12 protein-coding genes are annotated in these 13,470 nt (G+C 71.3%); 7 read left to right on the top strand and 5 right to left on the bottom strand.

Annotated features, from left to right (window positions below; all coding sequences use genetic code 11):
- The first annotated feature begins 82 nt into the window (after positions 1 to 82).
- Positions 83 to 912 (top strand): IS5 family transposase gene (locus OG266_RS09370; RefSeq protein WP_371552719.1). Its coding sequence is split into 2 segments (ribosomal slippage): positions 83 to 440 and positions 440 to 912, totalling 831 coding nucleotides; the frame shifts between segments, so codons are not numbered across the junction.
- Positions 913 to 1,030: 118 nt separating this feature from the next.
- The gene (locus OG266_RS09365) at positions 1,031 to 2,281 is read left to right on the top strand and encodes an SGNH/GDSL hydrolase family protein (RefSeq protein WP_371544500.1); all 1,251 of its coding nucleotides are present in this window, start codon (positions 1,031 to 1,033) and stop codon (positions 2,279 to 2,281) included.
- A 19-nt stretch (positions 2,282 to 2,300) separates the two neighbouring features.
- Here the strand turns inward: OG266_RS09365 and OG266_RS09360 are convergent, their stop codons facing one another.
- Positions 2,301 to 2,783, bottom strand: coding sequence for a DUF456 domain-containing protein (locus OG266_RS09360; RefSeq protein ID WP_266473807.1), 483 nt, complete (start codon positions 2,781 to 2,783; stop codon positions 2,301 to 2,303).
- A gap of 36 nt (positions 2,784 to 2,819) precedes the next feature.
- Positions 2,820 to 3,800, bottom strand: coding sequence for a winged helix-turn-helix transcriptional regulator (locus tag OG266_RS09355; protein ID WP_329544831.1), 981 nt, complete (start codon positions 3,798 to 3,800; stop codon positions 2,820 to 2,822).
- Positions 3,801 to 4,307: 507 nt separating this feature from the next.
- Here OG266_RS09355 and OG266_RS09350 point away from each other — a divergent pair.
- The 3 genes from OG266_RS09350 (at position 4,308) to OG266_RS09340 (ending at position 8,785) form a co-directional block, all read left to right on the top strand.
- The gene (locus OG266_RS09350) at positions 4,308 to 5,942 is read left to right on the top strand and encodes a protein phosphatase 2C domain-containing protein (RefSeq protein ID WP_371544498.1); all 1,635 of its coding nucleotides are present in this window, start codon (positions 4,308 to 4,310) and stop codon (positions 5,940 to 5,942) included.
- A 64-nt stretch (positions 5,943 to 6,006) separates the two neighbouring features.
- A complete protein-coding gene (locus OG266_RS09345) occupies positions 6,007 to 7,749 on the top strand; it encodes a pyruvate dehydrogenase (protein WP_371544496.1) in 1,743 nt (580 codons plus the stop codon).
- 586 nt (positions 7,750 to 8,335) lie between these two features.
- Positions 8,336 to 8,785: an ATP-binding protein gene (locus OG266_RS09340; RefSeq protein WP_329544828.1), complete on the top strand. Its 450-nt coding sequence runs from the start codon at positions 8,336 to 8,338 to the stop codon at positions 8,783 to 8,785.
- Between the two features lie 60 nt (positions 8,786 to 8,845).
- Here the strand turns inward: OG266_RS09340 and OG266_RS09335 are convergent, their stop codons facing one another.
- Positions 8,846 to 9,904 carry a DUF2637 domain-containing protein gene (locus tag OG266_RS09335; protein ID WP_266473798.1) on the bottom strand — a complete coding sequence of 353 codons (1,059 nt, stop codon included), beginning with the start codon at positions 9,902 to 9,904 and terminating at the stop codon, positions 8,846 to 8,848.
- Positions 9,905 to 10,241: 337 nt separating this feature from the next.
- Positions 10,242 to 11,120 carry a (2Fe-2S)-binding protein gene (locus OG266_RS09330; RefSeq protein ID WP_371544493.1) on the bottom strand — a complete coding sequence of 293 codons (879 nt, stop codon included), beginning with the start codon at positions 11,118 to 11,120 and terminating at the stop codon, positions 10,242 to 10,244.
- Between the two features lie 157 nt (positions 11,121 to 11,277).
- On the opposite strand from OG266_RS09330, the gene OG266_RS09325 reads away from it, so the two are divergent.
- Both OG266_RS09325 and OG266_RS09320 read left to right on the top strand, forming a co-directional pair.
- The gene (locus OG266_RS09325; protein ID WP_371544490.1) at positions 11,278 to 12,108 is read left to right on the top strand and encodes a GntR family transcriptional regulator; all 831 of its coding nucleotides are present in this window, start codon (positions 11,278 to 11,280) and stop codon (positions 12,106 to 12,108) included.
- Positions 12,109 to 12,261: 153 nt separating this feature from the next.
- Positions 12,262 to 12,510, top strand: coding sequence for a hypothetical protein (locus tag OG266_RS09320; RefSeq protein WP_371544487.1), 249 nt, complete (start codon positions 12,262 to 12,264; stop codon positions 12,508 to 12,510).
- Between the two features lie 132 nt (positions 12,511 to 12,642).
- Here OG266_RS09320 and OG266_RS09315 read toward each other — a convergent pair whose 3' ends face one another.
- The gene (locus OG266_RS09315; RefSeq protein WP_266473791.1) at positions 12,643 to 13,416 is read right to left on the bottom strand and encodes a hypothetical protein; all 774 of its coding nucleotides are present in this window, start codon (positions 13,414 to 13,416) and stop codon (positions 12,643 to 12,645) included.
- Positions 13,417 to 13,470 lie beyond the last annotated feature (54 nt).

Below are 13,470 nucleotides of genomic sequence, written 5' to 3'. Positions count from 1 at the left end.
AAGGGAAATGCCCCGCTCACGGACTTCTGGAACAGGCTTTAGGTCGTGTCCGCAAAGTGGGTTGGTCGTTGGTCTGTTCGTGGTGCGTCGTCATGAGTTGACTGATGAGTCGTGGGCGGTGATCGGGCCGTTGCTCGCTCCGCCGCGGATGGGCCGTCCGGTGCGGGACCGCCGTCAGGTGGTCAACGGCATCCTGTGGAAGCTGTCGACCGGGGCGGCCTGGCGGGACCTGCCCGAACGGTACGGGCCGTGGAAAACGGTCTACGAACGCTTCCGCCGCTGGTCCGCCGACGGCACATGGGACCGGCTGCTGGCTCACGTCCAGCAGCATTCCGACGCCGTCGGCGCGGTCGACTGGACGATCGTGTGCCTGGACTCCACGACCGTGCGGGCCCACCAGCACGCCGCCGGGGCCCGAAAAGGGGGCCGTGGCCGGGCGAGGCGATCGGCCGTTCCCGCGGCGGACTGACCACGAAGATCCACCTAGCCTGCGACGGCCGGGGCCGGCCGCTGGCCTTCACCCTCACCGGCGGGAACGTCAACGACTGCACCCAGTTCGAAGCAGTGATGGCCCGGATCCGGGTGCCGGGATGCGGGCCGGGGCGACCCCGGACCCGGCCCGAGCGGGTCGCCGCCGACAAGGGCTACTCGTCCACGAAGATCCGCACCTACCTGCGCCGACGCGGGATCAAGGCAGCGATCCCGGAACGCATCGACCAGATCAACGGCCGCATCCGCCGCGGCGAGAGCCGCTGCCGCCTCGACAAAGCGGCCTACCGGCGCCGCAACCTCGTCGAACGCTGCTTCAACAAGCTCAAGCACAACAAAGCCCTCGCCACCCGCTACGACAAACGCGCCCGCCACTACCAAGCCCTGGTCACCATCGCCTGCCTACGACTCTGGCTCCCCTGACATTGCGGACACGACCTAAGGCCGGGGACGTAGTACGCGTGTACGGCCGTGCGCCCAATGGCGTGCAATGGGGCGAGAGTGCGTTGGTGGGACCGACGACTCGGGAATCGTTGGGCGCATGACCCGCGCGATCAAGGTCCGGCACGTCCTCGCGGTCCTGGTGACAACCCTGGTTCTCGCCCCACCGTCCGCGAGAGCCGACGCGGCACCCGCACTCGGCCCCTTCGCCCTCGCCCCGAGCCCCACCTGGACCGGAACCTGGGAAGGCGCGGCCTCCGGCACCACCCCCGCACTGCCCGGCGCCTCGATCCGCAACGTCGTGCACACCAGCGTCGGGGGCAGCGCCGCCCGCGTCCGGATCTCCAACCGGCTCGGTACGCGGCCCCTCCAACTCGGCGCCGTCACCCTCGCGTTGCAGGAGCCGGGCGCGCAGAGAAGCCCGAAGGCCGTCGCGGGTTCGATGCGCACCGCCACGTTCGGGGGCGCCAGGACGGTGACGATCCCGGCGGGCAAGGACCTGGTGACCGACCCCGTGTACCTCCCGATCCCCGCCGACGCCAACCTCCTGGTCTCGGTGCACACCCCCGCCGACTCCGGCCCGGCGACCTACCACCGCTCCGCCATCCAGGCCAACTTCGTTGCTCCCAAGGGCAATCGGACCGCCGAGGAGAGCGGCACCGCGTACACCACCGCCATCGGCAACTGGTACTACGTGACCGGTGTCGACGTACTCGGCACCTCCGCCGCGGGCAGCGTGGTCGCGCTCGGCGACTCCATCACCGACGGCACCGGTTCGTCCTTCAGCGCCAACCACCGCTGGCCCGACCGGCTCGCCGACCGTCTTAAGGCCCTTCCGTCGAACCGCCGGCTCGGCGTCCTCAACGCGGGTATCTCCGGAAACCGCCTCCTCCTGGAGGGTCGCGGGCCCAGCGCACTGGCCCGCTTCGACGCCGACGTCCTGTCCCGCACCGGCGTGCGCGTGGTGATCGTGATGGAAGGCATCAACGACCTCAAGGGCACCCCGGAGCAGACGAGAACCGCCGCCTTCGAGGACGCGTACCGCCGCGTCGTGAGCCGCGCACACGCCCGAGGGATCCGCGTCATCGGGGCGACGCTCACCCCGTACGGCGGCCACGGCGCCTACTCCCCGGCCCGTGAGGCCGTACGACAGAAGGTCAACGCCGTGATCCGCACGCGCGGTCTCTTCGACGCGGTCGTGGACTTCGACGCCGTCGTCCGCGACCCGGCCCGCCCGAGCCGCATCCTCCCGGCCTACGACCCCGGTGACCACCTCCACTTCAACGACGCCGGCATGAAGGCGATGGCCGACAGTGTCGACCTGGCGAAGCTGACACCCTGGACTCCTTGATCAGAGGGTTCAGGTGCCATCAACCCCAGATCACCGCCCCCAGCCACGCCCCCATGATCAGCAGGCACGCGAACAGCTCCGTCAGCACACTCCACCCGCCCGCGCGCATCGCCGTCCGCAACGACGCCACGGCCCGCGCGTGCCCGCCGAGGCGCAGCCGCTCGGAGAGGTAGATCCCGCAGAGGAAACCGGGTATCGCGCCGGCCACCGGCACCAGAAAGAAGCCGAGCAGGGCCCCGGCCCCGGCGTATACCGCCATTCGAGGGGTTGCTCCGCTCTCCCGCAGGCGTCTGGGCGGCAACATCCACCGGACCGCCTGGGACAGCAGCAGGACCCCGGTCGCGCCCACGAGCACGGCCCAGGCGAGCGCCCGGGTGTCCTCCAGTGCCCACCACAGGACCGCGGCCCATACGAGCCACGACCCCGGTACGCCGGCCACCAGTACTCCGGCCAGGCCGAGCAGTATCACCACGCCGACCAGCAGGAGTTCCCACGCTCCCATCTGCCCAGCCTGACTGAGCGGGCGGGAAACCGCAGGTCAGTCCCGGGCCACCCAGGCCTTTGCGTACGCGTGCCAGCCCAGCTGGAGCCGGGTCGTCACGCCCGTCAGTTCCATCAGCCGCTTCACCCGGCGCTGCACGGTCCGCAGCCCCAGATCGAGCTGCTTGGCGACGCTCGCGTCGGTCAGCCCGGCAAGGAGCAGCGAAAGGATCTCCAGATCGGTGCCGTCCGGGCCGTCCGCCTCCTGCTCCGCGATGCTCCCGCCGCTGAGCCGCAGTGGCAGCGCGTCCCGCCACACCGACTCGAACAGCCCGGAGAGCAGCTCGAGCAGTCCGCTCTCGTGGACGACCAGCGCGGCGGGTTCCGCGGTGCGAGAGCTGAGCGGCACCATCGCGAGTGTCCGGTCGGCGATCACCAGCTTGGTCGGCACCTTGTCCACGACCCGCACCTGCTCGTCCCGGCCGAGCGCGGCGGACAGCTCGGTGATCCCGTTGGGCATGTCGAGGACCGCCCGCTCGATGACCACCCGGTAGCGGACGCCCCGGTCCACGGCCTGCTCCTCCGCGTCGTTGTCCATCCCGGAGACGGCGAGCGGGTTGTCGGTGACCAGCGCGCACACCTCCTCGGCCGCGCCGAGCTGGAGCTGCAGGAACCGCTGCGAGACCGCCGCCGAGCCGATCACCACCTCGACCAGGTCGTGGACGGCGGGCTCGGCGGCCTGCCCGCGGTACTCCTCGGCGAGCAGCGCGGCCGCCAGCTCCGCCTTCTCCAGCTCGTGCCGCTGCTGGGTGAGCAGCGCGCCGAGGGCCACACCGGGCGGTGCGGCGACCCAGCGCCCCGGGCGCGCCGAGGACTGGGCCGCGAGTCCGTGCCGTTCAAGGCGGCGCAGGGCGCGCTCCGTGTCGTACTCGCCGAGCGTGAGCCGCCGCGCGAGATCGGGCACGTCCGCGGCGCCCACGGACACCAGCGCCCGGTACGCCGACTCGTGCGTCTCGTCCAGACCTATCGCTCCCAGCATGCGGCGATGCCCCTCCCCAAGGATCGGTTTCTGCAGGTCGGCGACAGCAGTGGCGGAAAACAGCCACGGCGTAAACCCGCCTCGCACATCATCACCGCACCACCCGCCCATCTGACAAGCTCACGCCACCGCGGCTTCACACACCGTCCGTAATGCCCTGCTTGGTCATCGCGAGCGGGCCGAGCGCGGCTGTGAATCACAGCGGAGCTTCAGGAAGTCAGGTCACACTCGGGGCCGAACTGACCGACAGCGACGACAATTCGGTCACACAGACTGTGACCCGGACCTATGACGTGTACTAGGTCCCGGTCACTCCGGCGCCGCCGGGCGGTTCTCCCGTGGGGGGTGGGACCGCCCGGCGGTTTCGCCGCAACGGCCTTTCGCAGGGCGTCCGCTTCGCATCGCCGTTCGACGATTCATCCGACACGCCGTTCGAGGGCCAGTCCCTTGGCCGGTTTTTCCGGATGCCCCGTTTTCATCCGGCTCCCGCGGTGGACAATTAGGGGCATGAGCCAGCAGGGGGAGAAGCCCACCGGTCATGAGGACGACTGGTGGGGGCAGTTGTACGACGACTCCACCGAGGACACGGGCCCCGCGGCCGTGGCCGATTCCCTCGACGACCGGTTCGCGTCGGCCGTGGGGACGGTGGGCGTTGAGCCCGCGCCCGCCCTTCCGCGACCGGAGCGGAAGCCGGAAGCCGACGTCCCTCCTCATCCGGAGCGGAGGCCCGGGCTCGACGCCCCGCCTTATCCGGAGCGGCCTCCGGCTGCGCCGGACCGGCCCCCGGCCGTACCGGAGCAGCGTCCCGCCCGCTGGGAGCGCGGCGACACCCCCAGGCAGAGTCCCGACTCTGGTCTCGGGCAGAGTCCCAGCCCCGGTCTCGGGCAGAGTCCCGACCCAGGTCTTGGGCAGAGCCCCGCCCCCTGGGAGGCCCCACCCACCCCTCTGCCCACAGGCCCGCCCGCCGACCCGTCCGTTCCCGCCATCTTCCCGCCGGGGCCGACCCCGCCGGGTTTCCGCCCGCAGCAGCCCCCGAGTCGTACGTCCACGGAGTCACCCGCCGCGGCCGCTCCTGCCTCGCACGCGCCCGCCTCGCAGGCTCCCGCGCCCCAGGACGCCCCGCCACCGCCCGCCCTCCAGAGCCGCACACCCACGCTCTCCGTCCCGTACCAGCCCCCCACCGTCGACTACGTCGGCTCGGGCCCGCCCACCTACGACGCCGAACCCACTGCCCTCCCGCCGGCCGACCCGGACGAGCTCGACGACCTGGTCGCCGACACGGTGCTGGACGGCGCGCGCTACGGGACCAGCACGCTGCGGGCCGTCTCTGTGCGCGGGGACTCCGCGCGCTACCGGGGCGAACCACGCCGGGATTCGCTGCTCACCGCCCGGTTCGGGACGGGCGAGCAGGCGCTCGTGCTCGTCGCGATGGCGACCGGGGCCCGGGCCACGCCCGGCGCGCACCTGGCCGCGGCCGAGGCCTGCCAGTGGATCGGGCGGGCCGTGGGGCGCAGCCATGTGCGGCTGGCCGAGGACATCCGGGCCGCCCGGCGCGGGGACCTGAAGTCGGGGCTGCACCGGCTCACCGACCGCAGCCTCGGCAAACTGCGGGCTAGCGCGGCCGAGCAGGGCATCGAACCCGAGGAGTACACCGCCAGCCTGCGGTGCCTGCTGCTGCCCGCCGATCCCGAGTGCCGTACGCGCGTGTTCTTCGGCGTCGGAGCCGGGGGCCTGTTCCGGCTGCGGGACGGCGAGTGGCAGGACATCGAGCCGCGGGTCGCCGACGCCGCCGGGGAGGCCGTGGTCGGCTTCGGGTCGCTGCCGCACGAGACCCCGGAGGGCGACCGGCTCACCATGGACCTGGGGATCACCACACCCCCGAGCCCGTACGAGGCGATCGCCGAACCGCCCCGCGCCCCGTTCCGTTTCCGCGCCTCCGTCGCCCGCCCGACGGACACCCTCCTGCTGTGCACCGGCGGCCTCGCGGAGCCGCTGCGCGGCGAACCGGAGCTTGCGGAGCATCTGACGGCGCGGTGGTCGGAGGGGGAACCGCCCGGTCTCGCCGCGTTCCTCGCGGACACCCAGGTGCGGGTCAAGGGATACGCCGACGATCGGACAGCGGCGGCCGTTTGGGAGGCGTAACGGTTGGCCTTGTGAATTCATGGAACCCAGAGGGATCTCGGGATACCGAAGGGCACGTGAAGTCATGGCCAAGCAGAACGTCGCCGAACAGTTTGTCGACATCCTCGCCCGTGCGGGGGTGAAGCGGATGTACGGAGTCGTCGGCGACAGCCTCAACCCGGTCGTGGACGCGATCCGGCGCAACTCCGCCATCGACTGGATCCACGTCCGGCACGAGGAGACCGCCGCGTTCGCCGCGGGCGCGGAGGCCCAGGTCACCGGCAGGCTCGCCGCCTGTGCCGGTTCCTGCGGCCCAGGGAACCTGCACCTGATCAACGGCCTGTACGACGCCCACCGCTCCATGGCCCCGGTGCTCGCCCTCGCCTCCCACATCCCCTCCAGCGAGATCGGCCTCGGCTACTTCCAGGAGACCCACCCCGAACGGCTGTTCAACGAGTGCAGCCACTACAACGAGATGATCTCCAACCCGAAGCAGATGCCGAGGCTGCTCCAGACCGCCATCCAGCACGCGGTGGGCCAGTCCGGCGTCAGCGTCGTCTCACTCCCCGGCGACATCGCCTCCGAGCCCGCCCCCGACAAGGCCCTGGAGACCGCCCTCGTCACCTCCCGGCCCAGCGTCCGGCCCGGTGACGCCGAGATCGACAAGCTCGTCGCGATGATCGACGAGGCCGACAAGGTCACCCTCTTCTGCGGCAGCGGCACGGCTGGCGCGCACGCCGAGGTCATGGAGTTCGCGGAGAAGATCAAGTCCCCGGTCGGGCACGCGCTGCGGGGCAAGGAATGGATCCAGTACGACAACCCGTACGACGTCGGCATGAGCGGCCTCCTCGGCTATGGCGCCGCCTATGAGGCAACTCATGAGTGCGATCTCCTCATCCTGCTCGGCACCGACTTCCCGTACAACGCCTTCCTTCCCGACGACGTCAAGATCGCCCAGGTCGACGTCCGCCCCGAGCGCCTGGGCCGCCGCTCCAAGCTCGAACTGGCCGTGTGGGGCGATGTGAAGGAGACCCTGCGCTGTCTCACCCCGCGGGTGCGGACCAAGGAGAACCGGCGTTTCCTCGACAGGATGCTGAAGAAGCACGCGGACGCGCTCGAAGGAGTCATCAAGGCGTACACGAGGAAGGTGGAGAAGCACGTTCCGATCCACCCCGAGTACGTCGCCTCTCTCGTCGACGAACTCGCCGACGAGGACGCGGTGTTCACCGTCGACACCGGGATGTGCAATGTGTGGGCGGCCCGCTACATCTCGCCCAACGGCCGGCGCCGCGTGATCGGTTCGTTCTCGCACGGCTCGATGGCGAACGCGCTGCCCATGGCCATCGGCGCCCAGTTCACCGACCGGGAGCGGCAGGTCGTCTCGATGTCGGGCGACGGCGGATTCTCCATGCTGATGGGCGACTTCCTCACCCTCGTCCAGTACGACCTGCCCGTGAAGGTCGTCCTCTTCAACAACTCCTCCCTGGGCATGGTCGAGTTGGAGATGCTGGTGGCGGGGCTTCCCTCGTACGGCACCACGAACAAGAACCCCGACTTCGCGGCTGTGGCTCGTGCCTGCGGTGCCTACGGCGTTCGTGTCGAGAAGCCCCGGCAGCTTGCCGGTGCGCTCAAGGACGCCTTCAAGCACAAGGGTCCCGCCCTTGTCGACATCGTCACCGATCCCAACGCCCTGTCCATTCCGCCGAAGATCAGCGCGGAGATGGTTACCGGGTTCGCGCTGTCGGCCTCGAAGATCGTGCTGGACGGGGGAGTGGGGCGGATGGTTCAGATGGCCCGCTCCAACCTACGGAACGTGCCGCGTCCTTAGACGCGTCGGCGCTCAGTCGGCCCTGGGGGCCAGGGGGCGGGGCTGGGCTGTGGGTTTTTTCGCCCCCTCCGCCCCTACCCGTCCCTTGTTCCTGGGGCTCCGCCCCAGACCCCGCTCCTCAAACGCCGGAGGGGCTAACCCCCTCAGCCCGTCCGGCGTTTGAGGACGAGGCCGTTCAGGCCGAAGGCGGGGGGCTGGGGGCGGCAGCCCCCAGGAACGGGACGGGTAGGGGCGGAGGGGGCGAAAAACCTCCGGCCCGGGCTGAATACGGCTGGATCGGCAGTGGTGGATCGGTAGTTGGGCCGATCGTCATCGGCCGGTGCGTCCCCACGGATGTCGGCTCGCAGGTGTGTGCGTGCACAGGGTCGAGCGGTGGCCCGAACTGCAGACGCACTGGTTCCACCAGAGTGTCCTTCCCGGCAGAGGCGCCGGGCATTCGGCCCCGTACGAACGGTCGTTGACCATTCGACATGACTGTCGCGTGGTGGAGCGGGCATGGATCCCCGTGAACGTGTTCGAGCGGGAAGGAACCGACATCGGCGCGCAGGCGGGGGTCATGAAGAGGCAGGCACGAGGAGGTGGTCCGATGGCCATCGGGGCCTCCTCCGGGGAAACGGTGGAGGAAGCGGCCGACAGCGCGATGGAGCCGGGCGGTGCGCAGCTGAGGCGCAGGCTGGGCAGGGCGGATCTGCGGGCGGTGCCCGAGGTCCGGAAGGCGCTGAGGGAACTCTTACGGCACTGGGGGAGGCCGGGTAGGTCGGAGATAGCCGAGCTGCTGACCAGCGAGCTGGTCACCAACGCACTCATCCACACCGATCACGACGCGGTCCTGACGGCCACCGTCGGGCCCCGTGGACTCCGCGTGGAGGTAAGGGACTTCGTGGGACGCAGGCCCATGCTGCGGGTACCGAACGCCGACGACGGTACGCATGGCAGAGGGCTCGTTCTCGTCCAGTCCCTCGCGGACGCGTGGGGTGTGCGGACGCACGGCGTGGGCAAGGCGGTGTGGTTCGAACTGGACGGCGGCGCGGTGTAAAGCAAACCGCGCCGCCGTCCCAGTGTTCTCAGTCCTGGCCGGTAACCCCGGCCGAACGTCCTAGCCGAACTGCTGCTCGAGATCCTTGAGCTTGCGCTCCAGGGAGTCGAGTCGCGGCAGGGCCATCGTGTCGTCCTCCGCCGTGAGGTCGACGGTGAACGGCTCGGCGCTCTTGCGGACGGGCTGAAGGGAGGGCCGCGAGCGGACGGGCAGCTGCTCCGGGGCCGATATCGCAGGCTCCGCGGAGGCCTGGGCGGAGGTTCGCTCCACGGTCGCCGACTCGAGCTCCCGTCCGCCACCGCCGCCACCACCGGGGCCGGGGGGCAGAGCCTTGTGGCCACGGCTGAGCGCCTTGAGGTGCGCACGCTCGACGCGCTCCTCGTTGCGGCGGCGCAGTCGCGTCTGCTCCTTCTGGCGCTTGTCCTCGCGCACTTCGTCCACGGCCTCGTCGAGGGTGCGGACGTTCTCGAGCAGCATCAACGACCAGGCGCTGTACGTCTCACGGGGCGCGCGCAGCCAGCGGACGATCCGGATCTGCGGCAGCGGACGCGGGACCAGGCCCTGCTCGCGGAGCGCGGCACGGCGGGTCTGCTTCAGCGCGCGGTCGAACAGCACAGCGGCCGACAGGGACATGCCGGCGAAGAACTGCGGGGCGCCCTCGTGGGTGAGGCCCCGGGGCGCGTGCATCCAGTTGAACCAGGCGGCGGCACCGGCGAACGTCCACACCAGTATCCGGGAGCCGAGCGCCGCGTCACCGTGGCTGGCCTCGCGCACCGCGAGCACGGAGCAGAACATGGCCGCGCCGTCCAGGCCGAACGGGACCAGGTACTCCCAGCCGCCGGAGAGGCCGAGGTTCTCCTCGCCGAAGCCGACCAGTCCCTTGAAGGAGAGCGCGGCCGCGACCGCGGCGCAGATGAAGAGCAGCATGTAGGAGGCGGTGCCGTAGAGGGCTTCCTTGCGCCTGCGGCGCTCCTCGCTGCGCTCCCACGAGTCTTCCGTGCCCGCCGCTTTCTCCCCGGACCGCTTGCCGCGCGCGAGCACCGCCACCGCCGCCAGCAGGCCCAGGAGCAAAACGGCGCCCGGAAGCAGCCAGTTCAGCGATATGTCGGTCAGTCTCATCTGGGGTCCCTTGCATTGGGATAGGGCGTAACGCCCGTCATAGTGGCCCAATCCCATCGGCCCTCAGGGGTTTTCGGGGCAAGAGGCCGCCAAGGGAGTGCAAGGGGATGCGCAAGGCGACATTCTGCTCGAACTGCCGCGCGAGGGACGGGAGTTGAGTGCGATTAACACTACCCGTACGGGTGGTTCAACGGAAAGTTCCTGCGACAAGTGAGGAAATTGTGAAGCGCCTGTAATCCGCGGACGCCTCCGTGGGCGGTCCAGCGGGAGTTGATCTTAGGGCATGTGCGGGGGCGGTCCGACCCGGGGTGCCTCGAACGGTCTGCCCCGGGGTGCCTCAACTTGCGGCGGCGGCCGTCAACTTGACGACGCGGTCGGCATCGCAGGTACGCGGGCAGGTGGCGCAGGTGTCCTCGGGGCGCAGTGTGTAGAAGAGGCAGCAGCTCACCCGGTCGCGGGTGGGCAGGGACTCCCCGTTCGGTCCTGTCAGTTCACGGAACGCGGCGGAACCCGCGTACGGCCGGGTCGCCCCCGGCAACAGCAGCTCCAGCTCGCTCATCGCGCGCTGCTCCTCGCCGAGGAGGTGGGCGACGTACCAGAGGCCCTCGACGATCTCGTCCGTCGCCATGCCCCACAGGGCCCGGCCGCGCCGCCGCATGCGCGGGCCGAAACCGCCGAGGACCGGTTCCAGGTGCTCGGCCACGGCGGACCGCACCTCGGCCCGCAGGGCCTCCTCGTCCGGCACGACGCGGGCGCCGGGCAGGCCGGCCGCGGGGTCGTCCGGCAGGCAGGCGAACTCTCCGGTCCGCACCGCCATGCGGCCGAGGGCGCGCTGGAATGTGACCTGCTCCACGGGGAGGCGGGGCACCCGGCGCTCCAGGAACCACGGCACGGTGATCAGCAGGCAGGCGGGCCAGGCGTAGCGGTGCAGCCCGAAGCTGGCCACCACGTCGGGGCGCGCCCGCTGCCCGTAGTCCCGGATCACCTGGGCGTCGTCCCACGCCAGGAACGCGTCGAGGTCGGCCCCGCCCGCCGCGAGCCCGGCGGCGCCGACCCAGCCGTCGTCCCGAGGGGCCGCTTCGTCCTGTCCGAGTTCCGTGACGCTCAGTCCGGGGAAGACCTCGGTCAGCCGGGCGTACGCGTCCGCGACCGCCGAACGGGCCGGACGTGCCTCGGCACGGGCCGGGGCGCCTGCGGTCGGGGCGGGAGCGTGCATACGGTGACCATCGCTTCACGATCGTTGAAAGGTTAGCCTTACCTTACCCTGAGCGATCGATGTTTGAACTGACAGCGACTGGGCCTATGGTGCTTGACGGACGAGTAACAACCGCCGCATTGACCCCCAAGTACCAACAAGCCCGGAGGAGGTTCCCGTGGAGCAGGCCGGTCGGCGCAGCGCGCACGGCTCCGCAGGGGCGGGAACCCCGGACATCCGTACGGAGGCCGTTCGGGTGCCCGCGCAGCCGCAGGCCGCGGACGTGGACCGGGGGAGGCATGCCGCCCCGGGAGGTGCCGGGGTCCGCGGTGAGCACACGCACAGCGAGGCGCCCATCCCGCGCCCCCGCGCCGAGAGCGCGCGTCCCGTCGTGCAGCGTGCTTCCGTACGCGGGCAGATCCTCGACGCCCTGCGCGCCGCGCTCGTGGCGGGTGAGCTGGCGCCGGGGGAGGTCTACTCGGCGCCCGTGCTCGGTGAGCGTTTCGGGGTGTCGGCGACGCCCGTACGGGAGGCGATGCAGCAGCTCGCGCTCGAAGGTGCCGTCGAGGTCGTACCCAACCGCGGGTTCCGGGTCGTCGAGCGCGGCACGCGTGAGCTGGCCGAACTCGCCGAGATCCGCGCCCTGATCGAGGTCCCGGTGATGCTGCGGCTGGCCCGTACGGTGCCCGCCGCGCGCTGGGCCGAGCTGCGCCCGCTCGCCGACGCGACGGTACGGGCCGCGTCCCTCGGCTGCCGGGCGACCTACGCCGAGTCCGACCGCGCCTTCCACCGTGCCGTCCTCGCCCTCGCCGGCAACAGCCAGCTGGTGCGGATCGCCGACGACCTGCACCGCCGCGCCCAGTGGCCCCTGGTCGGCGGCCCCGCCACCCGCGGCCGCGCCGACCTCGTCGCCGACGCCGCCGAACACACCGCCCTCCTGGAGGCGCTGGCCGCCCAGGACCTGCCGGTCGTGCAGTCGCTCGTACGGGAGCACTTCGCGGGCGCGTAGCCACCGCCCTCGGTGAGCGTCCCCTCGCGGCGCCCGTGTCACGGACGCGTGGGCTCCGCGCAACGAGTCCCGTACAGGGGCAACCCGGCGCCCGGCCGGTCGCGTGCTCCCCCGTGCAGGCACGACCACTCCTACTCCCGGGGGCGACCGACGATGGGTCCCGATCCAGGCCGGCAGGCGCAGCAGCAGTTCGACCAGTCACGCCGATTCCGTGAGATGAACGACCAGATGGACGCCCAGCGCCGCCGACGGGCCCGCAGGGGTTCGGGCTCGGGTCTCAGCGACCTGCTGAAGCTGGCCCTCCTCGTGGGCGTCGTCGTCTTCCTCGTCCAGAACCCCGAACTGCGCGCCGAAGCCTGGACGTTCGCCCAGGAGCTGTGGGCGGACGTCCAGAACAGCTGAGCGCTCCGCTGGAAGTGGCGGGATGTGCCGTCGACCGTCTGCGGCACCGCCGTGGCTGGCCGCGCAGTTCCCCGCGCGCCTTCAGGGCGCCGGCGAACCGCAGCGGACTTCATCCGCCCTGCATGGCGGCAGCTAGGCCGTCGCCGCCGGTGGGTCCAACTGCTGTGCCAGCCACGTCGGTACGCCGCCCAGAAGCCGGAACAGCCGTCCTGCCTCGGCCCGTAGCCGGGACGCCTCCGGCTCGGTCTCGGCGTCCGCGAGAGAGGCGAGCGCCGGGACGGTGCCGACGAGGAAGCCCAACTCCTCGCGGATCCGCAGGGATTCGGCGAAACCGTGCCGGGCCTCCGCCAACTCGCCTTCCTGGAGGGCGAGTCCGGCGAGATGACGCCAGGTGAAGGAAAGCAGCAGGAGGTCGCCGTTCGCCGTGGCGCCCGCGTGGGCGCGCCGGTAGGCGGCGCGCGCGGACTCCGGCGAGTGTGCGAGGTTCTGGGCGACCAGACCGCGCCGGAAGTCCAGGAGCGCCCGCCCCGGTGCCCCGGGCGTGATCAACGCGGCGGCCCGGCTGAGCGCGGCCCGCGCCTCGTCCGCGCGGTCCCGTACGCCGAGCAGCGTGGCCGCGTACGCGAGCTGCCCGCGCTCACACGCCGCCGCGCCCCGCTCGTCGTCGCTCTGGGCCACCGCCTCCGCCGTCCGCAGCGCGTCCTCCGCCTCGGCCCAGCCCTGCTCGGTGTACAGACACCCCTCCACGAGAAGCGACGCTCTCTGCAGCGCCGCCCCCGCGGTGCGCGGATCGAGCAGCGCCGCCGCGTCGGCCCAGCAGGCGCGCGAGCGCAGCCGCCATACCGCGGTCTGGAGCGGATCGTCCCCTGCAGTCGTTCCGGAACCAGACATGGCGGAATGCGCCACGTTGCCCTCCCCGAGCACACCATTGAGCTGTTGAGTGCTGGCATCTCAGCACGG

The organism is Streptomyces sp. NBC_00554 (genome assembly GCF_041431135.1).
In the GTDB taxonomy this organism is placed as follows: domain Bacteria; phylum Actinomycetota; class Actinomycetes; order Streptomycetales; family Streptomycetaceae; genus Streptomyces.
This window is presented reverse-complemented; position numbering and strand designations above follow the sequence as displayed.

Excerpts from the sequence above, each read along its gene's own strand:
- OG266_RS09340 (WP_329544828.1), top strand. The coding sequence starts at position 8,336 with ATGGCCATCGGGGCCTCCTCCGGGGAAACGGTGGAGGAAGCGGCCGAC.
- OG266_RS09350 (WP_371544498.1), top strand. The coding sequence starts at position 4,308 with ATGAGCCAGCAGGGGGAGAAGCCCACCGGTCATGAGGACGACTGGTGG.
- OG266_RS09345 (WP_371544496.1), top strand. The coding sequence starts at position 6,007 with ATGGCCAAGCAGAACGTCGCCGAACAGTTTGTCGACATCCTCGCCCGT.
- OG266_RS09320 (WP_371544487.1), top strand. The coding sequence starts at position 12,262 with ATGGGTCCCGATCCAGGCCGGCAGGCGCAGCAGCAGTTCGACCAGTCA.
- OG266_RS09365 (WP_371544500.1), top strand. The coding sequence starts at position 1,031 with ATGACCCGCGCGATCAAGGTCCGGCACGTCCTCGCGGTCCTGGTGACA.
- OG266_RS09360 (WP_266473807.1), bottom strand. The coding sequence starts at position 2,783 with ATGGGAGCGTGGGAACTCCTGCTGGTCGGCGTGGTGATACTGCTCGGC.
- OG266_RS09355 (WP_329544831.1), bottom strand. The coding sequence starts at position 3,800 with ATGCTGGGAGCGATAGGTCTGGACGAGACGCACGAGTCGGCGTACCGG.
- OG266_RS09330 (WP_371544493.1), bottom strand. The coding sequence starts at position 11,120 with ATGCACGCTCCCGCCCCGACCGCAGGCGCCCCGGCCCGTGCCGAGGCA.
- OG266_RS09335 (WP_266473798.1), bottom strand. The coding sequence starts at position 9,904 with ATGAGACTGACCGACATATCGCTGAACTGGCTGCTTCCGGGCGCCGTT.